The organism is Sphingomonas lenta (assembly GCF_002288825.1).
GTDB lineage: Bacteria > Pseudomonadota > Alphaproteobacteria > Sphingomonadales > Sphingomonadaceae > Sphingomonas > Sphingomonas lenta.
This window is the reverse complement of record NZ_NSLI01000002.1, coordinates 177,454-203,087: the sequence shown is the minus strand read 5'-3', so window position 1 is coordinate 203,087 and position 25,634 is coordinate 177,454. Positions and strand designations below refer to the sequence as shown.

23 protein-coding genes are annotated in these 25,634 nt (G+C 71.5%); 11 read left to right on the top strand and 12 right to left on the bottom strand.

Annotation, left to right across the window (positions count from 1 at the left end):
* Positions 1 to 2: 2 nt before the first annotated feature.
* The 6 genes from phoU to CKY28_RS04120 all read right to left on the bottom strand — a co-directional run bounded on the left by phoU (position 3) and on the right by CKY28_RS04120 (position 6,773).
* On the bottom strand, positions 3 to 683 hold the full coding sequence (gene phoU / locus CKY28_RS04145; protein ID WP_095997083.1) for a phosphate signaling complex protein PhoU: 681 nt from the start codon (positions 681 to 683) through the stop codon (positions 3 to 5).
* Between the two features lie 148 nt (positions 684 to 831).
* Complete coding sequence (pstB, locus tag CKY28_RS04140; RefSeq protein WP_095997082.1) at positions 832 to 1,599, bottom strand: phosphate ABC transporter ATP-binding protein PstB; 768 nt, start codon at positions 1,597 to 1,599, stop codon at positions 832 to 834.
* Entirely contained in the window at positions 1,596 to 2,870 is a 1,275-nt protein-coding gene (pstA, locus tag CKY28_RS04135; RefSeq protein ID WP_245841585.1) for a phosphate ABC transporter permease PstA, read from the bottom strand. The genes pstB and pstA overlap by 4 nt, the downstream gene beginning before the upstream one ends.
* Complete coding sequence (gene pstC / locus CKY28_RS04130) at positions 2,863 to 4,236, bottom strand: phosphate ABC transporter permease subunit PstC (protein WP_095997081.1); 1,374 nt, start codon at positions 4,234 to 4,236, stop codon at positions 2,863 to 2,865. Before pstC ends, pstA begins: the two co-directional genes overlap by 8 nt.
* Before the next feature lie 187 nt (positions 4,237 to 4,423).
* Positions 4,424 to 5,497 (bottom strand): substrate-binding domain-containing protein, encoded by a 1,074-nt coding sequence (locus CKY28_RS04125; RefSeq protein ID WP_095997080.1) that lies wholly within the window; start codon positions 5,495 to 5,497, stop codon positions 4,424 to 4,426.
* Positions 5,498 to 5,561: 64 nt separating this feature from the next.
* Positions 5,562 to 6,773, bottom strand: coding sequence for an ATP-binding protein (locus CKY28_RS04120; RefSeq protein ID WP_095997079.1), 1,212 nt, complete (start codon positions 6,771 to 6,773; stop codon positions 5,562 to 5,564).
* Between the two features lie 121 nt (positions 6,774 to 6,894).
* Between CKY28_RS04120 and CKY28_RS04115 the strand changes: the two genes are divergently transcribed.
* From CKY28_RS04115 to CKY28_RS04100, 4 genes are read left to right on the top strand one after another with little or no spacing between them, the layout of a single operon-like run.
* Positions 6,895 to 7,290 carry a hypothetical protein gene (locus tag CKY28_RS04115; protein WP_095997078.1) on the top strand — a complete coding sequence of 132 codons (396 nt, stop codon included), beginning with the start codon at positions 6,895 to 6,897 and terminating at the stop codon, positions 7,288 to 7,290.
* A gap of 36 nt (positions 7,291 to 7,326) precedes the next feature.
* Positions 7,327 to 7,587 (top strand): HPr-rel-A system PqqD family peptide chaperone, encoded by a 261-nt coding sequence (locus tag CKY28_RS04110; RefSeq protein WP_095997077.1) that lies wholly within the window; start codon positions 7,327 to 7,329, stop codon positions 7,585 to 7,587.
* Complete coding sequence (locus tag CKY28_RS04105) at positions 7,584 to 8,444, top strand: HprK-related kinase A (protein ID WP_095997076.1); 861 nt, start codon at positions 7,584 to 7,586, stop codon at positions 8,442 to 8,444. The genes CKY28_RS04110 and CKY28_RS04105 overlap by 4 nt, the downstream gene beginning before the upstream one ends.
* Complete coding sequence (locus CKY28_RS04100) at positions 8,441 to 9,439, top strand: nucleotidyltransferase domain-containing protein (protein ID WP_095997075.1); 999 nt, start codon at positions 8,441 to 8,443, stop codon at positions 9,437 to 9,439. Before CKY28_RS04105 ends, CKY28_RS04100 begins: the two co-directional genes overlap by 4 nt.
* Here CKY28_RS04100 and CKY28_RS04095 read toward each other — a convergent pair.
* Complete coding sequence (locus CKY28_RS04095; protein WP_095997074.1) at positions 9,436 to 10,104, bottom strand: HAD-IA family hydrolase; 669 nt, start codon at positions 10,102 to 10,104, stop codon at positions 9,436 to 9,438. The two genes, CKY28_RS04100 and CKY28_RS04095, sit on opposite strands and share 4 nt — an antisense overlap.
* A gap of 62 nt (positions 10,105 to 10,166) precedes the next feature.
* Here CKY28_RS04095 and glmU point away from each other — a divergent pair, with 62 nt between their 5' ends.
* The 3 genes from glmU to CKY28_RS04080 are packed head-to-tail and all read left to right on the top strand — an operon-like array spanning position 10,167 to position 14,252.
* On the top strand, positions 10,167 to 11,525 hold the full coding sequence (glmU, locus tag CKY28_RS04090; RefSeq protein ID WP_095997073.1) for a bifunctional UDP-N-acetylglucosamine diphosphorylase/glucosamine-1-phosphate N-acetyltransferase GlmU: 1,359 nt from the start codon (positions 10,167 to 10,169) through the stop codon (positions 11,523 to 11,525).
* Positions 11,526 to 11,538: 13 nt separating this feature from the next.
* Positions 11,539 to 13,362 carry a glutamine--fructose-6-phosphate transaminase (isomerizing) gene (gene glmS, locus CKY28_RS04085; protein ID WP_095997072.1) on the top strand — a complete coding sequence of 608 codons (1,824 nt, stop codon included), beginning with the start codon at positions 11,539 to 11,541 and terminating at the stop codon, positions 13,360 to 13,362.
* Entirely contained in the window at positions 13,359 to 14,252 is an 894-nt protein-coding gene (locus tag CKY28_RS04080; RefSeq protein WP_095997071.1) for an ROK family protein, read from the top strand. Before glmS ends, CKY28_RS04080 begins: the two co-directional genes overlap by 4 nt.
* Here the strand turns inward: CKY28_RS04080 and CKY28_RS04075 are convergent.
* Positions 14,238 to 15,341 carry an FAD-dependent oxidoreductase gene (locus CKY28_RS04075; protein WP_245841583.1) on the bottom strand — a complete coding sequence of 368 codons (1,104 nt, stop codon included), beginning with the start codon at positions 15,339 to 15,341 and terminating at the stop codon, positions 14,238 to 14,240. The genes CKY28_RS04080 and CKY28_RS04075 overlap by 15 nt on opposite strands.
* A gap of 109 nt (positions 15,342 to 15,450) precedes the next feature.
* Here CKY28_RS04075 and CKY28_RS04070 point away from each other — a divergent pair, with 109 nt between their 5' ends.
* The gene (locus CKY28_RS04070; protein WP_095997070.1) at positions 15,451 to 17,313 is read left to right on the top strand and encodes a putative bifunctional diguanylate cyclase/phosphodiesterase; all 1,863 of its coding nucleotides are present in this window, start codon (positions 15,451 to 15,453) and stop codon (positions 17,311 to 17,313) included.
* Complete coding sequence (locus CKY28_RS04065) at positions 17,313 to 19,139, top strand: CHASE4 domain-containing protein (protein ID WP_095997069.1); 1,827 nt, start codon at positions 17,313 to 17,315, stop codon at positions 19,137 to 19,139. The genes CKY28_RS04070 and CKY28_RS04065 overlap by 1 nt, the downstream gene beginning before the upstream one ends.
* On the opposite strand, the gene CKY28_RS04060 is transcribed toward CKY28_RS04065, so the two are convergent.
* On the bottom strand, positions 19,127 to 20,203 hold the full coding sequence (locus CKY28_RS04060; RefSeq protein WP_095997068.1) for an SET domain-containing protein: 1,077 nt from the start codon (positions 20,201 to 20,203) through the stop codon (positions 19,127 to 19,129). The genes CKY28_RS04065 and CKY28_RS04060 overlap by 13 nt on opposite strands.
* A gap of 61 nt (positions 20,204 to 20,264) precedes the next feature.
* Complete coding sequence (gene dinB, locus CKY28_RS04055) at positions 20,265 to 21,314, bottom strand: DNA polymerase IV (protein WP_281253206.1); 1,050 nt, start codon at positions 21,312 to 21,314, stop codon at positions 20,265 to 20,267.
* Between the two features lie 80 nt (positions 21,315 to 21,394).
* Here dinB and CKY28_RS04050 point away from each other — a divergent pair, with 80 nt between their 5' ends.
* Positions 21,395 to 22,837, top strand: a complete 1,443-nt coding sequence (locus CKY28_RS04050) for a phospholipase D-like domain-containing protein (protein WP_095997067.1) — start codon at positions 21,395 to 21,397, stop codon at positions 22,835 to 22,837.
* On the opposite strand, the gene CKY28_RS04045 is transcribed toward CKY28_RS04050, so the two are convergent.
* A complete protein-coding gene (locus CKY28_RS04045) occupies positions 22,816 to 23,796 on the bottom strand; it encodes an alpha/beta fold hydrolase (protein WP_095997066.1) in 981 nt (326 codons plus the stop codon). The two genes, CKY28_RS04050 and CKY28_RS04045, sit on opposite strands and share 22 nt — an antisense overlap.
* A 79-nt stretch (positions 23,797 to 23,875) precedes the next feature.
* Here CKY28_RS04045 and CKY28_RS18525 point away from each other — a divergent pair, with 79 nt between their 5' ends.
* On the top strand, positions 23,876 to 24,040 hold the full coding sequence (locus tag CKY28_RS18525; protein WP_176472949.1) for a hypothetical protein: 165 nt from the start codon (positions 23,876 to 23,878) through the stop codon (positions 24,038 to 24,040).
* Between the two features lie 2 nt (positions 24,041 to 24,042).
* On the opposite strand, the gene CKY28_RS04040 is transcribed toward CKY28_RS18525, so the two are convergent.
* Positions 24,043 to 25,494, bottom strand: a complete 1,452-nt coding sequence (locus CKY28_RS04040; protein WP_176472948.1) for an efflux transporter outer membrane subunit — start codon at positions 25,492 to 25,494, stop codon at positions 24,043 to 24,045.
* Between the last annotated feature and the right edge of the window lie 140 nt (positions 25,495 to 25,634).

Below are 25,634 nucleotides of genomic sequence, written 5' to 3'. Positions count from 1 at the left end.
GTTCAGGACTTGGCGGGCAGGCGATCGGCGATCTGCGTGCCCGTGGCGGCGAAATAGACCATCTCGGCGACGTTGCCGGCATGGTCGCCGATGCGTTCCAGGTTTTTGGCGACGAACAGCAGGTGCGCGACCTGGCTGATGGTGCGCGGGTTCTCCACCATGAAGGTCACCAGCGTCCGAAAGATAGAGTCGTAGAAGTCGTCCAGCGCCGTGTCGCTCTCGCATACGCGCACGGCGGCGTCCGAATCGCGCGCGGCGAAGGCGTCCAGCGCGTCGTGCACCATCTCCGACGCCATCCGGCCCATGGCGGGCAGCACGGAGATGGGCTCGATCCGGTCGCCCGTGTCGTCGATCAGCGGCACGCGCTTGGCGATGTTCTTGGCGTAGTCGCCGATCCGCTCCAGCACGCTGGCGATCTTGAGCGCGGCTACGACCTCGCGGAGATCGTTGGCGAGCGGGGCCCTGAGCGCGATGATGCGCACCGCGAGCCGCTCCACCTCGGCCTCGATCGCGTCGATGGCCTTGTCCTCGGCGCGCACCTGCGTCGCCAGCGCCCGGTCGCCGCGCTGCAGCGCCAGCATCGCCTTGCCGATCTGCTCCTCGGCCAGCCCGCCCATCTGCGAGATGAGCCCGCGCAGCTCGCCGATGTCCGCGTCGAAGGCCTTGACGGTGTGTTCGTTCATTTCAGGTGATCCGACTTACTCTCTTCGTCATGCCGGACTTGTTCCGGCATCCATCGTGGTGCGAGCGATCCGGCCGGAGTGCCCGTACGACGATGGACCCCGGAACAAGTCCGGGGTGACGAGGAAAGGGAAATGAGGGCACGGAGCATCACCCGTACCGCCCCGTGATGTAATCCCGCGTGCGTTCCTCGCGCGGGTTGGTGAAGATCTCGGTCGTGGCGCCGTATTCGACGAGCTGGCCGAGGTGGAAGAAGGCGGTTCGCTGCGACACGCGCGCAGCCTGCTGCATGTTGTGCGTCACGATCGCGATGGCGTAGCGGCCCTTCAACGCGTGGATCAGCTCCTCGATCTTGGCGGTCGCGATCGGGTCGAGCGCGCTGCACGGCTCGTCCATCAGGATCACTTCCGGATCGACGGCGATGGCGCGCGCGATGCACAGCCGCTGCTGCTGGCCGCCCGACAGCGCGGTGCCGCTGTCCGACAGGCGGTCCTTCACCTCTTCCCAGAGGCCGGCGCGCTTGAGCGACGTCTGGACGATCCCCTCGAGCTCGGAACGCGAGGAGGCGAGGCCGTGGATGCGCGGGCCGTAGGCGACGTTCTCATAGATCGACTTGGGGAAGGGATTCGGCTTCTGGAACACCATGCCGACGCGGGCGCGCAGCTGCACGACGTCCATGTCGGGCGAGTAGATGTCCTCGCCGTCCAGCCGGATGTCGCCCTGAACGCGGGCGTTTGCGACCGTGTCGTTCATGCGGTTGAGCGTGCGCAGGAAGGTCGACTTGCCGCAGCCCGACGGGCCGATCAGCGCGGTGACCGAGTCCTGGTCGATGTCGATCGACACGTCGTCGATCGCCTTTTTCGCGCCGTACCACACGTTGACGTGCGTGGCGGTGATCTTGGGTGGGTGGTTGCTCACCAGCGGGTCTCGAAACGGTTGCGTAGGTGAATGGCGAGGGCATTCATCGCCAGCAGAAAGACGAGCAGCACCACGATCGCGGCCGAGGTCTTCTCGACGAAGCCGCGGCCCACCTCGTCCGACCAGAGGAAGACCTGGACGGGGAGCACCGTCGCCGGGTCGGTGATCCCGTCCGGCGGCGCCGCGATGAAGGCACGCATGCCGATCATCAGCAGCGGCGCCGTCTCGCCCAGCGCGCGCGCCATGCCGATGATGGTGCCCGTCAGGATGCCCGGCAAGGCCAGCGGCAGGACGTGGTGGAACACCACCTGGATCGGCGACGCGCCGACGCCGAGCGCCGCGTCGCGGATCGAGGGCGGCACCGCCTTGATCGCGTTGCGCGAGGCGATGACGATGACGGGCATGGTCAGCAGCGCCAGCGTCAGCCCGCCGACCAGCGGCGCGGAGCGCGGCAGCCCGAAGGTGCCGAGGAATAGCGCCAGCCCCAGCAGCCCGAAGATGATGGAGGGCACCGCCGCCAGATTGTTGATCGACACCTCGATCAGGTCGGTCCAGCGGTTCTTGGGCGCGTACTCCTCGAGGTAGAGCGCCGCGAGCAGCCCGATCGGGAAGGCCAGCAACAGCGTCACCAACATGGTCAGGATCGAGCCCTTGAGCGCTCCCCAGATGCCCGCGCGCGTCGGGTCGGTCGAATCGGCGGAGAGAAGGAACTCGCGGTTCAGCCCCGTCGAGAGCAGGTCGCCCGACCGGAGCGACGCGACCACCGCCTCCGCCTCGACGCTGCCCGGCCCCTTGGCGGCGACGTCGATCGGGCTCGCCACCGGCAACGACATCACGACGCGGCGCGAGAGCACCGACGGATCGTCCTTGATCGCCTCGCGTACGCGCAGCCACGCGCCATCCGATAAGATGCGGCCGCCCAGATCGGGCCCGAACGCCGCCACCGCCGCGTCGTCCACCGCGCCCTCCAGTCCCGCACCCGCGAGCGCCAGGTCCGCGGCCCGGCCCTGCAGCCGCCGCGGATCGACGTCGAGCGACGCGCGCGCGAAGTCGATCGGCATCGCCACGCGCGTCTCCAGGAACCCGCCCGCGCCGCGCAGCAGCATGGAGCCGAGCAGGAACAGGAGGAACGCGCCCGACAGCGTCACCGCCGCGAGCCCGAGCAGCCGGAAGCGCCGCTCCGCGCGGTAGCGGCGGCGGACGCGGCTCTGCATCGCCGGCGTCGCCCAGTCCGTCGGCCGGCGCGTGGAGAAGGGCGCCGCGTTACTCATAGGCCTCCCGGTACCGGCGCACGACCGACAACGCGATCATGTTGAGCAGGAACGTGATTACGAACAGCGTCAGCCCCAGCGCGAAGGCGGCGAGCGTCTTGGGGCTGTCGAACTCCGCCTCGCCCGTCAGCAGGTCGACGATCTGGCGCGTGACGGTGGTGGTGCTCTCGAAGGGGTTGAGCGTCAGGTTGGCGACGCCGCTCGCCGCCATGACGACGATCATCGTCTCGCCGATCGCGCGGCTGACGGCCAGCAGCACGCCGCCCACCACGCCGGGCAGCGCCGCCGGAAGCAGCACGCGGCTGATCGTCTCGGACGGGGTCGCGCCCATCGCCAGGCTGCCGTCGCGCATCGACGCGGGGACGGCCGCTAGCGCGTCGTCAGCGAGCGAGGAGATGAAGGGGATGATCATGATCCCCATCACCGATCCCGCGACCAGCGCGCTCTCCGACGAGGCGGTCTCGACGCCGATCCCGACGGCGAAGTCGCGGACGTAGGGCGCCACGGTCAGCGCGGCGAAATAGCCGTAGACGACGGTCGGCACGCCCGCGAGCACCTCCAGCATCGGCTTGACCCAGCTCCGTACGCGGGGCGTGGCGTACTGCGTCAGGTAGATCGCGCTCATCAGGCCGAAGGGCAGCGCCACCGCCATCGCGATCACTGCGCCGATGAAAAAGGTCCCCCAGAAGAGCGGCAACGCGCCGAGGCTCGCGCCGGGGTCGCGCGGATCGATCACCTGCGGGCTCCAATGCGTGCCGAACAGGAAGTCGGCCGCGGGCACTCGCGCGAAGAAGCGCCCCGCTTCCCAGATCAGCGATACGACAATGCCGATCGTCGTCATGATCGCCACAAGCGAGGCGGCGAGCAGCAGGCCCATGACGATCCGCTCGGTCCGCGTGCGCGCGGCGAAGCCGGGCCGGACGCGCGTGTACGCCCAACCGCCGCCCGCAAGTGCCAGCAGCAGCGCGACCGCCGTCGCGATCCAGTCGTATCGCGCCTGTGCCGCGGCATAGGCTGGCTCCAGCGCGCGGGCGAGCGGCTGGAACGCGCCGAACGCGTCGCCCTGCGCCAGCTCGCGCGCCTCCGACAGGATGGACGCCCGCTCGAAGCCGGGCGGCGGCAGCTGCGCGGCCGCCGGCGTGGCGAGCACCGCGTCCGTCACCAGCGCGGGCGAGACGAGCGACCACACGCCCAGAAAGGCGAGCGGCGGCAGGATGGTCCACAGCGCGACGTACCAAGCGTGGTGACCCGGCAACGAGCTGAACCGCCGCTTCGGCGCCCTGAACGCGACGGCGCGCGCGCGGGCGGAGAGCCAGCCGACAAAGGCGAGCCCTGCGAGCAGCAGCAGGAGCGCGGGGCCGGTCACAGGCGAACGCCTCCGTACCGAAGAACTTTCCCCGTCACCCCGGACTTGTTCCGGGGTCCATCGCTGTCCGGGCGAACCGTAAGCAAGCAGGGAGCGGACGGTCGTGCGCACCCCTGCACGTGTCGCGCGTACGACAATGGACCCCGGAACAAGTCCGGGGTGACGAGAGATGTGGTGAAAACCCACATCACGCCAGCTCCGCCGGATCGAGCGGGCGCTCGGCCTTGATGGTCTCCGCCGCCCGCGCGCGGAGCGGGGCGGGGGAGGGGATCAGCCCGCGCCGCGACAGAGGACCGTCCGGCCCCCAGCTCGCCGCGTAGAGCTGCAGGAAACGGCGCAGGCCGGGCACCGCCTCCAAGTGGTTCTTCTTGACGTACAGGTAGAGCGGCCGCGAGCCTGGGTAGGAGCCGGCCGCGATGGTGGCGTCGCTCGGCTGCACGCCGTTCACCGGCACGCCGACGACCGAACCACTATTCTCCTCGAGGTAGCTGTAGCCGAAGATGCCGAGCGAGGTCGGGTTGGCGGCGAGCTTCTGGACGATGAGGTTGTCGTTCTCGCCCGCGTCCACATAGACGCCGTCCTCGCGGACGCGGGAGCAGCGGGCGCGGTAGGCCTGGGGGTCGCGGGCCTCCAACGCGGCCGCGCTGGAGTCCGCCGCTGCGCAGCCGGGCAGCATGATGAGCTCGACGAACGCGTCGCGCGTGCCGCTCGTGGTCGGCGGACCGTATACGCTGATCGGTACGGCGGGCAGGCTCGGGTCGATGTCCGACCAGCGCCGCGCCGTGTTGGGCCTTCCGCCCGGCGTCACGGCGAGCGCGCGGTAGATCTGCTTGGGCGTCAGCGCGAAGCGCGGACCGCCCTGCGCCTGCGCTAGCGCGATGCCGTCGATGCCGACCTGCACCTCGATCACCGGCCCGACCTCGTTCGACCGGCAGGCGCGATACTCCGCCGCGGTCAGCCGCCTGGACGCGTTGACGATGTCGGGATGGCTCGCGCCCAGTCCGTCGCAGAACTGGTCGATGCCCGCCCCCGTGCCCGTCGACTCGATCACGGGCGCGTCCGCCTCGGGGTCGCCCGCGACGAACTGCTCGGCGACGAGTGTCGTGAAGGGGAACACGGTCGAGGAGCCGACGACGCGAATTTCGTCGCGCGCACCCGCACCGCCGCCGCGCGCCTGGTCGTGGCACGCGGCGAGTGCGAGGCATGCGGAAAAGATCGCGGCGGCTTGACGCAAGTCTGACGGGTCCGGGTGGCGGAACACCGGACGGCTCCCGCTTCATCTCCGCCGCCTATCAGCGGAGCACCACGCCTATGTGACAATACGCTTACGCTTTTGTGACAGCGTCCGTGGCGGGCGGCAGCAGCACGGTGACGGTAGTGCCGACGCCCAACTTGCTGGCGATATCGAGGCGCCCGCGATGGCGCTCGACGATGTGCTTGACGATGGCGAGCCCCAGGCCCGTGCCGCCCGCCATGCGGCTGCGCCCCGCGTCGACGCGGTAGAAGCGCTCGGTCAGGCGCGGGATGTGCTCGGGCGCGATGCCCTCGCCCTCGTCGGCGACCGACAACCGCACCATGCCCCCTTCGCGTCGCAGCGAAACAGTGACGGGAGTCCCCGGCCGACCGTATTTCAATGCGTTTCCGATGAGGTTGTGCAGCATCTGCGACAGCCGCGCCTCGTCCCCGCACACGGCGGGCACGTCCGACTCGATCGCAGTGATCACCGCGCGCGCTCGCTCGGCGTCGGTCGCGGCGATGTCGGCGCGCACCACCTCGACCAGCTCGGCCATATCGATGCGCTCGTCGGGAAGACGATGCTTCTCCGCCTCGATGCGCGACAGCGAGATCAGGTCCTCGACCAACCGCTGCATGCGCCTGGCCTCGTCGAACATGACCTTGAGGAAGCGCCCGCGCACGCCCGGGTCAGCGCCCGCCTCGTCTGACAACGTCTCGATGAAGCCCAGGATGCTCGCCAACGGCGTGCGCAACTCGTGGCTGGCGTTTGCGACGAAATCGATGCGCATCTGCTCGGCTGCGTAGGCTCCGGTGCGATCGATCAGCTGGACGATGCGGAACGGGCCGGCGACGCCCACCCGCATCTCCCAGCGCCGCTCGATCGAGCCGAGCCCGACGAGCTCGATCGGGCGCTCCGCGACGCCGCCGTCGGGCAGCGCGAGCCGCGCCGCGGCGGCGGGGTGACGGATCGCGACGCGCACGTCCTCGCCCACGATGTGCCGGCCCAGCTCCGCCAGCGCTGCGCGATTGGCGAGCACCACGCGCGCGTCGCGGACCAGCAGCACGGGCTGCACGATGGCGTCCAGCACCGGCCCTAGCGCCGCTGCGTCCTCCTCCGGATCGGGGTCCGCCGTCCGCTCCTCGCGGTGCTCCGGCTCCATGCCCGCCAGCAGCACCGCCGCGATCGCGCCCACCGCCGCGATCAGCCCCGCGCCCAGGCTCTCGCCCACCAGCGCCACGGCGATCGCCGTCACGAGCGCGAGCACGGCGGCCCAGAGGCGCGGTTCGGTGGTGGGCGGCATGCCTACCGCCCTTAGCGCGCTTTGCGCGGCGACGCGAAGGGGCCGCTGTGCCGGATCGGCACGGCGCGGGTGCTTGCGGCGGGTAACGGTTCGTGAAAGGGCTTGGGGCTAAAGGGGTGCGATGGCCGACGAGTCCGACAAGGTGGTGGAGCCGAGCCCGACGCGACGGCGCGTGCTGATGCTCGGCGTGGCGGGCGCGTCCGCGGTCGTGTCGATCCGCCCCGCGCTCGCGCAGACCGCGGGCTCGGTCCTCAACTGCGAGATCCCCGTTCCCGACCGCGCCCGTGCGGGCAGCTACATCGCCGCCGACGGCACGACGGTGGCGCCCGGCACGCAAGGCGCGTTCCCGCCCGCGACTCGCGCCTACAAGGGCGAGGAGGTGCGCACCGCTCTCAACGGCGGCACGCTGCCGGGCACCGATTACGAGCGGAGCCGGGCATACATGAACTACATTCGCCGGCTTCAGCGGGGGACGAGCGGGTTCACCTGCTTCGCGTCCCTGCAGATGCCCCGATAGGTTCACGCCGGCTCGCACCTTCTCTAAGGTGGCGATGTGTACCGAGCCGAGCCGCTCTCCTCCCTGCTGATCGAGCCGCTGGATGAGCTGACGGCCGTGTACCACCGCGCGTCCGGCATCACGCACCTGCTTGGGCAGCCCGCGCCCGAGCTGCTTCACGCGCTCCAGGAGCCCGCGACCGCTGACGACCTGCTCGCCCGGCTTGGACGCGAGTTCGACCTCGCCGATGCCCACCGCGACGCGCTGCTCGCGCGTCTGGACGAGCTCGTCACCGCCGGCCTGGTCCGAACCGCATGAGGTACCGCTTCGCGGTCCGCGTGGGACCGTACGGTTTCCGCGTCGGCTCCGACTGGCGCGCGCCCGTCGCTGCGTTGGAGCATTTATACGCCGACTATCCGAAACCACGCGACGGCGTCGCCAACTTTACGGTCCGCCTGGAGGCGACCCGGTCGTGGCGGCGCTTCGTCCGCCCATCGGTGAACATCGGCGGCGACTGGTTCCTGGCTGAGGCCGCGCCGTTGCCGCTCGCGCACGGGCTGCTCGCCGCCGAGATGGGCATGAACCTGCAGCTGGCGCTGGGCGGGCGGCGACACCTGCTGCTCCACGCGTCGAGCGTCGAGCGCGACGGCCGCGCGCTGCTGATGACCGGCGAGTCGGGGGCGGGCAAGTCGACGCTGTCCGTCCTGCTCGCCGCCGCGGGGTGGCGCTTCATGGGCGACGAGTTCGCGCTCATCGACCTCGACACGGGCGAGGTCCGCGCCTTTCCGCGCCCGGTGAGCCTCAAGAACGCGGGCGTCGCCGCCGCCGAGCAGGCCTGGCCGACCGCGACGTTCGGTCCCTGGCTGCGCGGCACGCCCAAGGGCGACATCCGCCACATGGTTCCGCCGTCGGACGACCTGGCGCGCATGGACGAGCCCGCGCGCCCGGCACTGCTGCTGTTCCCCCGCTTCGGCTCTCCGGACGAGGTGCGGAAGGTGCCGCGAAGCGAAGCCTTCGTACGCCTGACGCAGGCGTCGACCAACTACACCGCGCTCGGCTGGCGCGGGTTCGAGTCGCTGGTCCGGCTGGTCAAGGCCGTGCCCGCGCTCGCGGTCGACTATCCCGATGGTGCGAGCGGCGTCGCGGCGGTCGAGCGGCTCTGGAGCGCGCTGTGAAGGCCGCCCACCTGCTTGTCCGCGCCCTTCGCGAGCCGCAGAGCGTCGCCGACCTTGACGCATCCGGCTGGCAGGACCTGATCGGCGTCGCGCGCGCCGAGCAGCTGGTCGGCACGCTGGCGCAGCGCCTCGACGGCCTGACGCTGCCCGACGCCGTGCGCGCCATCCTGGCCGACGCGACCGTCACCACGGAGCAGGGCAGGGTGGCCGCGCTCTGGGAGGCGGAGATGGTCCGGCGCGCGCTGGCGCCCGTCGGCTGCCCCGTCGTGCTGCTCAAGGGCACGGCGTTCGTCGCCGCGGGCCTCGCCGCCGGGCGCGGGCGCTCCGTCGGCGATACGGACATCCTCGTACCCCGCGCCGCGTTGCCGGATGTCGAGCGCGCTCTGCTCGCGGCCGGGTGGGAGTGGGTCAAGCCCGATCCGTATGACGACGCCTATTACCGCCGCTGGATGCACGAGCTGCCGCCGCTCATCCACCGCGAGCGCGACCGCATCGTCGACGTCCACCACACGATCCTGCCGCTTACCGCGCGCATCCGTCCCGATGCGAACGCCCTGATCGCTGATGCCGTGCCGCTCGGGAACGGGCTGTCGGTCCTCTCGCCGGCAGACATGATCTGCCACGCCGCCGCGCACCTATTCGCCGACGGCGACCTGAGCGGGGGCTTGCGCAACCTGTGGGACATCCACTGCCTGCTCGACGAGGAGTTCGGCACGGACGGCCTGGAGCAGCGTGCCGCGCGCCACGGCCTGCGGAGCGCCGTCCTGCGCGCCGCGCGCCTGGCGTACGACCTGTTCGGCACGCCGATCCCGGGCGGCTGGCGCGTGCGGGACGGCCTCGACCCGTTGTTCCGCCGCCGCCTGCTCGCCCGCGACGGTTGGGGCAGGGGCGCCCGGCGCGCCACCCGTTTCGGCTTCTACGTCCGCTCCCACGCGATCCGCATGCCGCCCGCGATGCTGGCGCGGCACCTCTGGACCAAGTGGCGGCGCGGCTAAAGCCGCTCCAACGTCGGCACCAGCTCCGCGTACGAGTCGATCACCGCGTCCGCGCCCAGCTCCTCGATCGGTTGCTGGAGGAAGCCGAAGCTCACCGCCACGCTCGGCACCCCCGCCGCGCGCGCCGCGGTAGTATCGTAGATCGAGTCGCCCACGAACGCCGCGCGCCCGCCACCGCACCGCTCGACCATCGCCAGGATCGGATCGGGCTTCGGCTTGGACCGGCCCGGCCCCAGCGTGTCGCCGCCCAGGATCGCCCCGAACCGCTCGGTGAGCCCGAGTTCGCCCAGCACCTTGCGCGCGAGCCGCTCATTCTTGTTCGTGACGATGCCGAGCTTCACGCCCCGCGTTGCGAGAGCGTCCATCGCGTCGAGCGCGTGCGGGAAAGGGGCGGTGGTGACCGCGATGTTCGCCTCATAATGGTCGAGCAGCCGTCGCTGGAGCACGTCCAGCTCCGCCTCGCTGCACCTGCCCGTCGCCGCCATGCCCTGCGCCAACATGTGCCGCGACCCGCCGCCGATCATCGGCCGGACCTGTTCCACCGTCAGCGGCGGCCGCCCGGCGCTCTCCAGCGCATGGTTCACCGCCGCGGTGAGGTCGCCGCTGGTGTCGAGCAGCGTGCCGTCCAGGTCGAAGCCGACCACGTCGAAGGGGAAATCCGCCATGCCCGCGCGCTTGGGCCAGCGGCTATGGCCTTGGCAAGCGGATCGTGGCACTCGCCGCCGCCATGACGACCCCGCTCGCCGCTATCGTGCTCGCCGCCGGCCAGGGCACGCGCATGAAGTCCGACCTGCACAAGGTGCTCCACCCCGTCGCGGGCCGACCCATGCTCCTGCACCTGCTGGCCTCGGTCGGCGAGCTCGGCCCCGAACGCACCGTGGTCGTGGCCGGCGCGCGGCGCGAGCAGGTCGAAGCCGCCGTCCAGCCGCTCGGCGTGGCGGTAGCACTTCAGGCCGAGCAGCTGGGCACGGGCCACGCGGTCGCTCAGGCCGAAGGCGCGCTCGCCGGGTTCGAGGGCGACGTGCTGATCCTCTACGGCGACGTGCCGCTCGTCGGCGCGGATACGATGCGACGCATGCTCGACCGGCTCCACGCCGAGGACGAGCCTGCCGCCGTGGTGCTCGGCTTCCGCCCGGCGGATCCCGGCGCGTACGGCCGCGTCATCGCCGGGGCCGACGGGCGCATCGCCAAGATGGTCGAGTTCAAGGACGCGACCACCGACGAGCGCGCGGAGACGCTGTGCAACTCCGGCCTGATGGCGGTCCGCTCGCGCGACCTGTTCCCGCTGCTCGCGCGCGTCGGCAACGACAACGCCGCGGGCGAATACTACCTGCCCGACATCGTCCAGCTCGCCGCCGCCGACGGCCGCAGCTCCGCGGTGATCGAGACGGAGGCGGCCGAGGTCGCGGGCGTCAACAGCCGCGCCGAGCTCGCCGCGGTCGAGGCCGACTGGCAGCGCCGCCGCCGCATGCGCGCTATGGCCGAGGGTGCGACGCTGATCGCGCCGGAGACGGTCTGGTTCAGCCACGATACCGAGCTCGGCCGCGACGTGACAGTCGAGCCCAACGTTGTGTTCGGCCCCGGCGTCCGCGTGGCCGACGGCGTGACGATCCACGCCTTCAGCCATCTGGAGGGCGCGAGCGTCGCCACGGGCGCGAACGTCGGCCCCTATGCCCGCCTGCGCCCCGGCGCGGTCGTCGGCGAGGGCGCGCGCGTCGGCAACTTCGTCGAGATGAAGAAGGCGGTGCTCGGCCGCGGCGCGAAGGCGAACCACCTCACCTATCTCGGCGACGCCGAGGTGGGCGAAGGCGCGAACATCGGCGCGGGAACGATCACCTGCAATTACGACGGCTTCTTCAAATACGGTACGAAGATCGGGGCGGGCGCGTTCATCGGCTCCAACTCCGCGCTCGTCGCGCCCGTGTCGATCGGACCCGGCGCGATCGTCGGGGCGGGGTCGGTGGTGACCGCCGACGTGGAGCCGGACTCGCTCGCCGTGGCGCGCGGCAAGCAGGAGGCGCGGCCCGGCTGGGCCAAGCGCTTCCGCGACATGATGAGTTCGCGTAAGGCCGCGGCGAAAGGGTAGGGGAACGGCGTAGATGTGCGGGATCGTTGGTATTCTCGGGGCCGAGCCGGTCGCCGATCGGCTCTTCGACGGCCTGAAGCGGCTCGAATATCGCGGCTATGACTCGGCCGGCATCTGCACCGTGCACGCGGGCGAGTTCGACCGCCGCCGCGCGCCCGGCAAGCTGAAGAACCTGGGCGAGCGCTTGCGCGAGGAGCCGCTGCCCGGCAATGCGGGCGTCGCGCACACGCGCTGGGCGACGCACGGCGCGCCGACGGAGGGCAACGCGCACCCGCACATCGTCGGTGACGTCGTGGTCGTGCACAACGGCATCATCGAGAACTTCAAGCCCTTGCGCGACGAGCTCCTCGTCGACGGCCGCGAGTTCAAGAGCCAGACGGACACGGAGGTCGTCGCGCACCTGATCTCCCGCGAGATCGAGCGCGGCGCCGAGCCCAAGCAGGCGCTCGCCACCGTACTTCCCCGCCTCCACGGCGCATTCGCGCTGGGCGTGATGGTCAGGACGCATCCCGACCTGCTGCTCGGCGCGCGCCTCGGCGCGCCGCTCACGGTCGGTTACGGCGACGGCGAGAACTATCTCGGTTCCGATGCGCTCGCGCTCGCGCCGCTGACCCAGCGCATCGCCTATCTCGACGAGGGCGACTGGGTCGCGATCACGCGCGATCGGGTCGAGGTGTTCGACAAGGACAACAACCCCGTCGACCGCCCGATCGTCCAGTCCGGCGCGTCCGGCCAGCTGATGGACAAGGGCAACCACCGCCACTTCATGCAGAAGGAGATCTACGAGCAGCCGGTCGTCGTCGCCCAGACGCTGCGCTCCTACCTCCGCCCCGTCGAGGAGCAGGTGGCACTTCCCGACATGGCGTTCGACCTGTCCACCGTGGAGCGCGTCGCGATCGTCGCCTGCGGCACCGCCTCCTATGTTGGCATGATCGGCAAATATTGGATCGAGCAGTTCGCCCGCGTCCCTGTCGAGGTCGATGTGGCGAGCGAGTTCCGCTACCGCGACCCGGTGCTGACGCCGGGGCAGCTCGGCGTGGTCATCTCGCAGTCGGGCGAGACCGCCGACACGCTCGCCGCGCTGCGGCACATGAAGACGCACGGCTTGATGACGGCCGGCATCATCAACGTGCCGACCTCGTCCATGGCGCGCGAAGTCGACCTGCTGCTCTCCACGCACGCGGGCCCGGAGATCGGCGTCGCCTCGACCAAGGCGTTCACCTGCCAGCTCGCCGTCATGGCCGCGCTCGCCACCAACCTCGCCCGCGCCAAGGGCCGGTTGTCGCCGGAGGAGGAGCAGGAGATCGTTCGCCACCTGCGCGAAGCGCCGCAGGCGCTGTCCCACGCGCTCGCGCATGACGACGATATCCAGGCCATGGCCGGCAAGATCGCGGCCGCGCGCGACGTGCTCTACTTGGGCCGCGGCCCCGACTACCCGCTCGCCCTCGAAGGCGCGCTCAAGCTCAAAGAAATCAGCTACATCCACGCCGAAGGCTACGCGTCGGGTGAGATGAAGCACGGCCCCATCGCGCTGATCGACGACCAGGTCCCCCTGATCGTGCTCGCGCCGTCAGGGCCGCTGTTCGACAAGACGGTGTCGAACATGCAGGAGGCGCAGGCCCGCGGCGCGCAGGTGGTTCTCATCTCCGACGCCAGGGGCATCGCCCAGGCCGGCGAGAACACCATCGCCACGATCGAGATGCCCGAAGTCCACCCTCTCATCGCGCCGCTCGTCTACGCGGTGCCGGTGCAGCTCTTGGCGTACCACGTCGCGGTCGCGAAAGGTACGGACGTCGACCAGCCGCGCAACCTGGCGAAGTCGGTCACGGTCGAATGACCGGGGCGAAGCCGCTGATCGCGGGCGTGGAGCTGGGCGGCACCAAGGTCGTCTGCATCCTCGCGAGCGGCCCCGACCGGATCGAGGACGAGGTGCGCCTGCCCACTGAGCGCCCCGAGCGGACGCTGCCGGCGATCGAGGCTGTGCTCGACCGCTGGACCGGGTTCGCGAGCATCGGGATCGCCAGCTTCGGCCCCATCCACATCGACCGCCGCTCGCCCGAATGGGGCCGCGTCGGCGTGACGCCCAAGCCCGGCTGGGCCGGCGCGGACGTCGCGGGCAGGTTGGGCAAGCGCTATGGCGTGCCCGTCGGCTTCCACTCGGACGTGGTCGGCGCGGCGCTCGCCGAGGCGCGCTGGGGTGCGGCGGAGGAACTGGCGGACGCGGCCTACGTCACCGTCGGCACTGGCGTCGGCGCGGGAATGATCGCGGGCGGGCGGCCAGTCGACGGGCTGACGCATTCCGAATTCGGCCACCTCCGCCCCGTCCGCGTGCCCGGCGACGAGTGGCTGGGCGCCTGCCCCTTCCACGGCGCGTGCGTCGAGGGACTCGCGAGCGGCCCCGCGATCAGGGCGCGCACCGGCCACCCGGCCGAGAGCCTCGCCCCCGACAACCCCGTCTGGGACGGCGTCGCCCACGCGCTCGCCCAGCTCGCCCACGCGCTCGTGCTCACGGGCGTGCCGCGCCGCATCGTCTGGGGCGGCGGCGTCATGACGTCGGGACACCTCCTGCCCGCGATGCGGCGCATGCTCCGCGACAGCCTGGGCGGCTATATGCCCTTTCCGGAGATCGTCGACACCGACACCTACCTCGTCCCCGCGGCGCTCGGCGGCCGCGCGGGTCCGCTAGGCGCGATCGTGCTGGGTCGGCAGGCGCTAGGCGAGGCCTGATCTACCCGTCCGGCAGCGGAAGCCGCCGAACAGCGTCTGGTGCGATCGGATTATCCGTTCGGTGATCGCCGGATCCGGCTCGGTCGACCACTCGTCCATGTCGAACGTCCCGCCCAGCAGCACGCCGTCGGGCCGCGGGAACATATAGCCGGCTTGGCCGGTGAAGGCGTACCGCACCTCCGGCTGCGGCAGCAGCACCGCCAGCTGCCCGCGCGCCGGCCGCAGCTCCTCGTCGCCGAACAGCGCCCGCGCGCCCAGCCCCGTGCAGTTGAACACCAGCCCCTCGGGCAACGCCGCCAGCTCGGCCGGATTCGCGAAGCGCCGCCGCTCGAACCGCCCGCCCGCGACCTGCACGTCGCGGATCAGCTGGCGCAGGAACCGCCCCGTCTCGACGTACATCGTCTGGTATCGCGACAGCCGCTCCACCGCGAAAGGATGCTCGCTCGGAGCGAGCGGCCGATGGTCCGGCCGATAGCGCTCGAGCGGATCGGCCGGGTCCGGCCCGTCGCCCTGGTCGTAGGTCGGAACCCAGCGCACGCCGTATTCGTCGCCGACGAGCAGCTGAAAGCGCCGCCAGCTATAGTCCAGCGCCCTGGCGAATTGCGCCCGCCATTCGGGCGTGACCGCGTCCCGGCGGGAGTGGCCGAACGGCGCCCATTGCCCGCCCGCGATGTTGGACGTGGTGTCGGGCGGCAGCGCCTCCGCGTAGATCGTGACCGGGAACCCCGCTTCTTGCACCAGCCGCGCGGTGGTCAGCCCCATGATCCCGGCGCCCACTACGGCCACCGGCCCCTGATGCCCCTGCAGCCCCAGCTCGACCGCGAGCCGCGACGTGCCCCAGCTGAGCGTGATACCCGCGCCGCCATGGCCGTAATTGTGGACCAGCCGCTTGGTCCCCAGCGCCTCCGCCCGCACGACGAAGCCCGACGCGCGATAGGGCCGCAGGCCGACGACCTCGCGGATGACGCGGCTCCGGTCGACCAGCACCGGCGGCAAGCAACCGGTCGCGACCGCTTCCCGTCGCGCGACCATGGTGGCGCAGCCGGGCAGCGCCAGCCCCGCCGCGCCCAGCCCGCCTATCCCCAGCAAGCGCCTGCGTGTGGTCGGCTCCCCGCTCACGCTGCACTTCTACCACCCGTTTACCCCGCGGTAACCCCGTCCGCTTACCTCCGGTGAACCACGATCGGAGCACCGGCCCATGCGCATCCTCATCGTCGACGACGAGCCCGCGACGCACGACAGCTATCGCCGCTGCTTCGCGCCGACGGGCCCCGACGACGCCTTGGCCGCGATGGCGTCCGAGCTGTTCGGCGAGGACGCGCCCGCGCCGGACGCCGTGCCCGAGTTCGAGCTGGTGCACCACAATCAGGGTCTGGACGCGGTCGCGGAAGTGGAGCGTGCGCTGGCGGAAGGGCGGCCCTTCGCCGTCGCCTTCATCGACGTGCGTATGCCGCCGGGCATCGACGGCCGCGAGACCGCCAGGCGCATCCGGGCGCTCGATGCGCACGTCAACCTCTGCATCGTCACCGGCTATTCCGACTTCTCGCCGCTGGAGATCGCGCGCGTCGCCGGTCCCGCCGACAAGCTCTTCTACCTCGCCAAGCCGTTCGAGGTCGCCGAGGTCCAGCAGACCGCGCGCGCGCTCGGCGACCGCTGGCGGGTCGACCGCGAGCTCGCCGCCGCCCGCGCGACGCTCGCCGACCAGGTTCTTCGCCTGGAGGAGCAGTCGTTCGAACTCGCCGCGAACGAGAGCCGCGCGCTTCACATCGCGACGCACGACTCGCTGACCGAAGCGCCGAACCGCTTGTTCTTCACCCGCGCGCTCGCCGACCGCGCCCGCGAACCGGGCCTGTTCGCGACCGCGATGATCGACCTCGACAGGTTCAAGATCGTCAACGACACGCTCGGCCACCTGGCGGGCGACGCGCTGATCCGCGAGGTCTGCGCGATCCTGAGCCGCGCCGCGCCGGACGGCGCGCTCGTCGCCCGGTTGGGCGGCGACGAGTTCGGCGTCCTGTTCGACACGCCCGGCGAGACGGCGGCGGTGATGGCCTGCGACCGCATGGTCGCCGCCTGCTCGACCACGCACATCATCTACGGCGCCTCCGTCCAGGGCGCGGCCTCGTGCGGCCTCGTCGCCGTGGACGGCGGCGCGCACGATCCCGTGGACGTGCTCCGCCGCGCCGACTTGGCGCTGAACGACGCCAAGCGCGCCGGCCGCGGCGTCGTGCGCCTGTTCGACGAGGCGATGGACGAGGGCATCCGCTTCCGCAAACGGATCGAGGGCGGTCTGGCGCAGGCGATCGACAAGCGCGAGCTCAGCCTGGCGTTCCAGCCCATCGTCGAGCGCGACGAGTTGGAGATCGCCGGCTTCGAGGCGCTGCTGCGCTGGAACACCGCGGAGTACGGCCCGATCAGCCCCGCCGTCTTCATACCTATCGCCGAGGAGTCGAACCTGATCCACGAACTCGGCGACTGGGTGCTGGAGCACGCGCTGGAACAGGTGAAGGGCTGGCCCGGCCAGTACGTCTCCATCAACTTCAGCCCGCGCCAGTTCCGCCGCCACAACTTCGTCGGCCACGTCGTCGAGTGCGCCCAGCGCGCGGGCGTGGAGCCCGGCCGCGTCCAGATCGAGATCACGGAAACCGCCATCTTCGACGACGCCGAGCGCGCCGCGGAGACGCTCTACAAGCTGCGTCAGATGGGCTTCCGCATCGCGCTGGACGATTTCGGCACCGGCTATTCGTCGCTCTACAATATCCGCAAGTTCGCGCTCGACGCGCTCAAGATCGACCGGAGCTTCATCGACGGCATGGGCCGCGAGCGCGAGTCGGCGGCGATCGTCCACTCGATCATCCACCTCGCCCGCGCGCTCGGGCTCGGCGTCGTCGCCGAAGGGGTGGAGACGGCCGCGCAGGTCCAGGCGCTCCGCATGGCCGGCGCGTCGCACCTCCAGGGCTATTACCTGTCACGCCCCGTGACGCCCGACGTCGCGCGGCGGCTCGCGGACGCACGCTTCATCGGCGCCGAGACGGAGGCCGCGACCGGGACGGTCGGCTGATGGCCGCGCGCCGCATCGCGTCGGCCTCGCTCGGCGCGAAGCTCATCCTGATCCTGACGGGCGTCGGAGTCGCGGCCGCGATCGGCGTGACGCTGCTGCTCGCCGCCGTCATCACGCCCAGCTTCGACACGCTGGAGCGCCGCGCCGTGGAGGCGCACGCCGACCGGACGCGCGCCGCGCTCGCCGACTACGCCGCCAAGGTGGAGAGCGCGGTGCGCGACTATGGCGACTGGACCGACAGCTACGACTATATGGCCGAGCGCAGCCGTGCATTCGAGGAGGAGAGCTTCTCGCCGCTCGCCATGAGCAATCTCGGCGTCCAGGGCATGGCCTATGTCGCCCCCGATCGCCACGTGGTGATCGCGCGTTGGCAGGGTTCGGGCCGTCAGGACGCCCGACTGCGCGCCCGGCTCGTCGAGCGGATCGCCGCGACTGACCTCGCGCGAGTGCTCGCCGGCCGCCGCTCCGCCGGTTGGTTCGCCGAGATCGACGGCCGGATCGTCGCCGTCGCCGCGGCGGTGATCCGCCGTTCCGACGGCACGGGCGAGCCCCGCGGCCACGTGCTGATGGCGCGCGTGCTGACGTCCGGAGCCATGTCCGACCTGTTGCAGGTGAGGGCGGCGATCGACCTCCGGCCGCCTGACCGGCTCACCACGCCGACGCGCGCCACCTTGGGGCTGGCCGTGCCCATCGCGGGCGCAGACGGCCGCGCGATCGGCGCGGCGCGCTTCGAGGTGCCGCGCGACGTGTCGCTGCTCGGCCGCCGCATGCTGATGCTCGCCGTGGCCGGATCAACGGTGTTGTTGCTGCTCGTGTTGATGGTCCTTCGCCGCGTGATCGACCGCCTGGTCCTGAAGCCGCTACACCGCGTCGAGCGGCACATGCAGCATGTCCGCGCGTCCGGCTCGCTCGCGCTCCTTGAAGGCGAGCGTCGCGCCGACGAGATCGGTTCGCTCGGCGCGAGCTTCAACGCGATGCTCGCCCAGCTCCGCGCGCTGCGCGAGCAGATCGAGGCGCAGAGTTTCCAGCTCGGCCGCTCGGAGAGCGCGGTCGCGGTCATGCACAACGTCCGCAACGCGCTCAATCCGGTCAGCACCATCCTGAGCCAGGGCGTCGCCCAGGCGCCGCCGGTCGACCGCGCCACGCTCGACCGCGCGCTGGGCGAGCTCGCGCGCGACGAGGTTACGGGTGCGCGGCGTCAGAAGCTCAGCGCCTTCGTGGCCGCCGCGGTCGAGGCCGAGCTGCGCGCCCGCGAGGCGCAGGTCCGCGAACTCCAGGTCGGGCGCGAGGCGATGGCGCACGTCCTCGAGATTATCGGTCAGCAACAGGCGCACGCGCATGAGCGTCCGCAGCTCGAGCCCTGCGACGTGTCGGAGGTGGTCGCCCGCAACGCCGCCATCGCGCGCTACTCGCACGGCCTCGATATCGCCGTCAGCTTCCCCGGCGCGGTTCATACCGTGCTCGCCAACCGCGTGCTGCTCAGCCAGGTGGTCGGTAACTTGCTCGGCAACGCCGCCGAGGCGATCGCCGCGACGGGGCGGACCAGCGGCTCGATCGCGGTCACCGTCGTCGAAGTCGGCGACACGACCGAGGTCCGCATCCGCGACGACGGCGAGGGCTTCGAGCCCGAACGCGGCGAAATCTTCTTCCAGCGCGGCTTCTCGACGCGCGCGCACAAGTCGGGCGGGCTCGGCCTCCACTGGTGCGCCAATTCGATGACGGCCATGCAAGGCGCGCTCCGGCTGGAGAGCGAGGGCTGGGGTAAGGGGGCGACCGCCGTGCTGACGCTCAAGAGCGCCGGGGCCGCGCTGGCTCAGGCCGCCTGAGCGGCGCGCTCTTGTAGATAGGGCGCGACCAGACCCTGCTCCTCGAACCAGCGCCGCCGATCCTCCGGCAGCGACGTGAAACCCTCTACCACGCCCCGGCATTTCGCGCTTCCGCACCGGCACGCCATGCGCCAGCCCGCCTCGCCGACGGTGGTGGAATAGTCCCAAGCGATCTCCTCGCCCGGTTGGATCGGCCGGATCGCGACGAGGAGCACGCCCGCCGGCGTGAAGCGCAGGCCCGCATTCGGATCGCAGCTGTGGTTGATCAGGTCGTCGATTCGCCCCGACGGACCCAGATACGCGTCGGGCGCGACCTGCACGAACCGGTCGTCGGCTCCCTCCAGCGGCCAGCGCACCCGGCCCGCGCCGACGCGTCGGCCCGAGAAGCGCGTGATCGCTTGGCCTTCCGCGAACGGCTCCGCCGCGAACACCGCGCGGCCTAGATGCGTGTCGCGCACGGCGAACGCCGCCGCCCGCCGCCGCGGCAGGATCGAGCCGAGCCCGATCATCAGCCACACGCTCGCGTGGCAGACCAGCTCCACGAAGACGTAGCCGTGCTCCTCGAGCCCGATCGGCGCCGCGCGCGTCGCCACCACCAGCGTCGCGAAGTCGCCCAGCGTCCACAACCCCCAGGCCGGCGTCCGCTCGCGGCCTGCGTCCTCGCGCACGCTCGCCCAGGTCGGCCAGAAGCTCACGGGCACGGCCGCGACGACGAGCATGTGCGCCCAGAACGCCTGCCGGAAGAACACCCACAACGTGATCGCCCCCAGGCAGGCGACGAGGCAGGCGATCTCCAGCGGGTCGGGGGCGCGCCAGCGCGAGCGCCGCCACATCGCCGCGGTGACGACGACGCATGCGACCGTCGACAGCGCGAACACGATCGCCTGCGGCGCGTCCGGATTGACGGCGGCGTAGGTGCCCGCCTCCACGCCAGTCGCCGCGGCCCAGATCAGCCAGGACGTTCGGTTCGGCTCGACGAGGTTCCGCGTCAGCGCGAGCAGGTAGGTGGCGTAGCCGCCCGCGGCGAGCGCGATCGCGCCGATCAGCCACGGATCCACCTGCATACGCTTCGACCGCCCCTCTCAGGGCGGATGTTAACCAAGCGGGCGCGGCGCGTCCATCGGCTTAGAGGGGCAGGGCGGGCTGCGGCCGCTCCGCCTCCGCGACTAATCCAGACAGCGTCAGCCCGAGCAGCCGCACCCCATTCGGCACCGGCAGCTGGCCTGCGAGCAGGAACCGCCCCGCCGCCAGGAACGCGTCGCGCGTCGCGATCGGCTCGGCGAACGACTTAGCCCGCGTGATCGTTTCGAAACTGGGATGCCGCAGCTTCAGCGTCACCGTGCGCCCATGCACCCGCGCCCGCTCGACCCGCGCCCAGGCCGCGTCGGCGATCCCCGCCAGCCGCTCCGCCAACTCCGCCTCGGCCGAGATGTTAGTGGAGAAGGTCCGCTCCGCCCCGATCGACTTGCTGATCCGCGACGCGCGCACGGGCCGGTGGTCCTCGCCCCGCGCGGCGCCGTAGAGATAATTGGCGTACGACCCGAAATGCGCCTGCAGGAACGGCAGGTCGCGGTCGCGCAGGTCCGCGCCCGTCAGGATGCCGAGCCGCTCCATCTTGCGGGCGGTCACCGGCCCCACGCCGTGAAAGCGCGACACGGGCAGAGAAGCGACGAACGCCGGCCCCTTCCCCGGCAAGATCACGCATAGCCCGTCCGGCTTGTTCTGGTCGGACGCGAGCTTGGCGATGAATTTGTTATAGCTCACCCCCGCCGACGCGGTCAGGCCCGTCGTCTCCCTGATCCGCGCCCTGATCTCCTCCGCGACCGCGCGCGCCGACTCGGCCCCGGTGACGTCGAGATACGCCTCGTCGAGCGACAAGGGCTCCACCGCGTCCGTATAGTCGCGGAAGATCGCCCGGATCTCACGCGACACGCTCGCGTACACGTCGAACCGCGGCTTCACGAACAAGAGCTCCGGGCAGCGCCTGACCGCCTGCGCGCCCGGCATCGCGGAGCGCACCCCGAACTTGCGCGCCTCGTAGCTCGCCGCCGCGACCACCCCGCGCGGACCGCCGCCGCCGACCGCCACCGGCTTGCCCCGGAGCGACGGATCGTCCCGCTGCTCCACCGACGCGAAGAAAGCGTCCATGTCGATATGGATGATCTTGCGAGTCACGACGTCGCGAACATAGCCGGAACGTTTCACTCATGCGATTCCATTTGGCTTGGACGCCGCGCGCGGCCACAAGGGCGCGCATGGAAGCGGGGGTCGACGTCTGGCGCGTGGCGCACGCGAGCAAGGTCGCGGTGATTGTCGACGCCGACGCCTATTTCAAGCGCCTGCGCACCGCCATGCTGGGCGCGCGCCGCCGCATCATGCTGATCGGCTGGGATTTCGACGCGCGCATCCCGCTCGACCCGGAGCGGCGGCATCCCGGCGAGCCGCGCACGGTGGGCGGCCTTATCTCCTGGCTCTCCGAGCGCAATCCCGACCTGGAGATCTATCTCCTCCGCTGGGATTTCGGCGCGATCAAGACGCTGTTCCGCGGCACCACCGTGTTCACGCTGTTGCGCTGGATGGCGCGCCCGAACATCACCACCAAGCTCGACGGCCACCACCCGGTCGGCTCGTCGCACCACCAGAAGATCGCCGTGGTCGACGACTGCCTGGCGTTCTGCGGCGGTATCGACGTGACCAGTGAGCGCTGGGACACGTGCGACCACCTCGACGATCAGCCCGGCCGCCGCACCCCCACCGGCCTGGCGTACAAGCCCTGGCACGACGCCACCACTTGCGTCGAGGGCGAGGTCGCCGCCGCGCTGGGCGCCATCGCGCGCGATCGCTGGCGGCTGGCGGGCGGCGAGCCGCTCGAACCGCTGCCGCCGCTCGACCCCTGCTGGCCCGAAGGCCTGCCCGTCGACTTCGCCGACATCCCCGTCGGCATCGCCCGCACGATCCCCGCGCTGCCCGACGTCGAGCCGGTGTTCGAATCGGAGGCGCTGTTCCTCAACCTGATCGCGCGCGCCAAGCGTCACCTCTACATCGAGTCGCAGTACTTCGCCTCGCGCCGCATCGCAGAGGCGATCTCCCGCCGCTTGGCCGAGGCCGACGGCCCCGAGATCGTGATCATCAACCCCCGGCACGCGCAGGGCTGGCTGGAGCCGATCGCGATGGACACCGCCCGCGCGCGGCTCGTGACGGCGCTGTGGCAGCGCGACCCGCACAAGCGGCTGCGCCTCTACCACCCGGTCACCGCGCGCGGCACCGACATCTACTGCCACGCCAAGATCCTGATCGCCGACGCCGACGTGCTCAGGCTCGGCTCGAGCAACATGAACAACCGCTCGCTCCGCCTCGACACCGAATGCGACCTCGTGATCGAGGCGCAGGACGAGGAGACGCGCGCCACGATCGCGCGGCTGCGCGCCGAGCTCCTGGCCGAGCACCTGGGCGTAGGCCCCGCCGAGGTCGCCCGCCTGCTCGACGAGACCGGGTCGCTGATCGAGACCGTCGAGCGCCTGCGCGGGGACGGCAAGACGCTCGATCCCTATCAGGTGCCCGAGCTCAACGCCGTCACCGAATGGCTCGCCGACAACGAGGTGCTCGACCCCGAGGGCGCCGACGAGATGTTCGAGCCGCTGACGAAGCGCGGGCTGTTCCGCCGCCTACGCCGGCCTCATCGCTTCACGCGGGCATAGGTCGCGCGGATCACCCGGGCGCACGCCTCCGGATGCGTGACGGGCAGCATGTGGCCGCCCTCGATCTCCTCGAACACCGCCCCCGGTATCTCGCGCGCGGTGCGCCGCCCGTGCAGGTCGGGGTCGAGCAGATTGTCCTCGCGAGCGAACAGGATCGACACCGGAAGCTTGAGCTCGCCGTAGCGCGGCACGATCGCCTCCAGATCGTCCTTGGACACGCCCACCTCGTACATCGCGGCGTCGAGCGTGTGCGGCCGAAGCGCCAGCAGTCCGCCGCCACGCGTCCCGAAGTCCTCCGGCGCGGGATCGGGCGCGAAGATCGCCGCCTCGTTCACCCGCCGGCCGAGCCGCCCGACCGGCACGCCGAACAGCCGCGCCATCGCCGCGCGCGCCGCGCGCGAGTCGCGCTGCAATAGCCTGAGCGCCTCCGGAGCCTGATCCAGCACCTGCGTCAGCGGCGCGAGCAGCACCAGCCCGCCGATTTTCTTGGGCGCGTGCAGCGCCGCCGCCAGCGCCACCGCGCCGCCCATCGAATGGCCGACGACCAGCGGCTTCTCCAGCCCGAGCTTGTCGATGAAGCGCGCCAGCAATCGACCTTGGTCGCGCAGGTTCGGCTCCGTGCCGGGCTTCGCCGTCGAGTAGCCGTAGCGGGGCCGGTCCACCGCGATCAGCCGGTGCTCGCCCTCCAGCATCGCGGTCAGCGAGTGTGTGAAGTTGCGCAGCTGCCCGGCCAGCCCGTGCACCATCACGATCGGCCGGCCCGATCCGCTGTCCACGAAGTGCAGCCGCGCGCCCTCCACGTCGAGGAAATGCCCATCGGCGGGCACCTGCCGCTCCGCGTCGCGCCCCAGCAGCTCGGACGCCACCGCCAGCCCCACGCCCGCCGCCGCCGCGCCGAGCACGGCCAGGCCGATGCGGGAGAGGGCGGGGGACGCCTGTTCGTTACGGTCCTGTGTCATACGCGGGGTAAACGCCACGCGCAGTGTTGGTTCCGCCGCACGCCGCCGCTATGTTGGCGTTATCGCAACGGAGACGCCCGTGACCAGCCTCAAGATCCTCGCCGCCTCGGTCCTGTTCACCGCCGCCCCGGCGCTCGCCGCCGACTGCTGCGAGGAACGCGCGGAGTGCTGTGAACGGGGCGACTGCTGCGACAAGCGCGACCATCGGCACGAGGCCGAGCGCAAGGACGCGCCCAAGAAGTAGGATCAGGGCGCAGCCTTCGCGCCTGCCTCGCCGCCCACCGCTCGGTATAGTGCCACCCGCGTGCGCGACGCGTCCGCGCGCGCTTCTATCGCGTTCGCCTGGCTGGTGTTGGCGGTGCGTTCGGCGTCGATCACCGTCAGAAACGTGTCGAGACCGCGCCGGTAGCGTTCGCGCGCCAGGCCGGCGGCGTCGCGGTCGAGGAACGCTTGCCGCTCGAGCGCCACGGCTCGCGCGTCGGCGGCGGTGATCTGGCCCAGCGCCTGCTCCGTCTCGCCGAGTGCAGTGAACAGCGCGTCGCGGTAGTTGGCGAACGCCTCGCGTGCTTCGGCCTGACGTTGGTCGATGCGCGCCCCCACGCGGCCGAAATCGAGCAGCGGTCCGGCCAGCCCCGGCCCGACAAAACCGACGATCGCGTCGTCGCTGAACAGCCCGCCGCCCGTCAGCGCGAACAGCCCTAGCGCGGCGGTAATCGTCAGCCGGGGAAAGCGGTCGGCCGCCGCCGCCGCGATCTCCTGGTCGGCCGCGGCGAGGCGACGCTCGGCTGCGGCGACGTCGGGCCGGCCCCGTAGAAGGGTCGACGGAACAGACAGGGCGGGAACCGCGGTCAGCCCCGGCCCGGGCGGGGCGGCGAGTTGCCCCTGCACCTCCGACGTCGGCAGGCCCGTCAGCGTTACCAGCCGCCCGAGCACCGCCGCCCGCTCCGACAGGATCGGCTGCAGCCGCGCGCGCGCGTCCGCTTCCAGCGACTGCGCGCGCACCAGGTCGAACTCGGGCGCGATTCCCGCGCGCGAACGGACGCGCGTCACCGCGACCAGCTCCTCCGCGCTCGCGATGTCGCGCCTGACCACCGCCTCGCGCCGGTCGAGGGCGCGCGCGTCCACCACCGTGCGCGCGATATCGCCCGTGAGCGCCAGCCTGACGCCTGCCGCGTCCGCGTCCGCCGCGTCGACCCGGAGCCGCGCCGCGCGCTCGCTCGCGCGCAACCGGCCGAACAGGTCGGCGTCGAAGCTCGCGTCCAGCCCGGCGCGGAACTGCGTCTGCCCCGGCTCGATCGCGACGCCGGGCGGCAGGTCGCCGCCGAACTGCGCACCGGGGTTGATGCGCTGGCGCGTGACCGACCCGCTCGCCTGCACGTTCGGGAACCGCTCCGCCCGCGCGCCGCGCACGCCCGCCCGCGCCGCGTCGATCCGGGCGAGCGCGGCGAGGAGGGTAGGGGCGTCCGTCAACGCGCGGCGCTCCAGCTCGACGAACGCCGGGTCCTGCCTGGGCAGAAGATCGGCGAGCGACCCCGAACCCGCCCGCTCGCGGTCGAGTAACGCGAAGCTGGGCGGCAGCGCAGCCTCGGCGCTCGACGCGGGCGGCGCGCGCTCGACGGTGGAGCAGGCGGCGAGTGTGAATGCTGTCAGAAGTATGAAGCGGGGCAGAGCTGGCCGACCCTCACTTCCTAGCGTCACCCCGGACTTGTTCCGGGGTCCATCGCTGTCCGAGCGAACCGTTTGCGAGCGGTTGAAGGAGCGGGCGTGCTGTCCCCCAACCGGCGACGCGCGTACGACGATGGACCCCGGAACAAGTCCGGGGTGACGGTGAGGGGGAG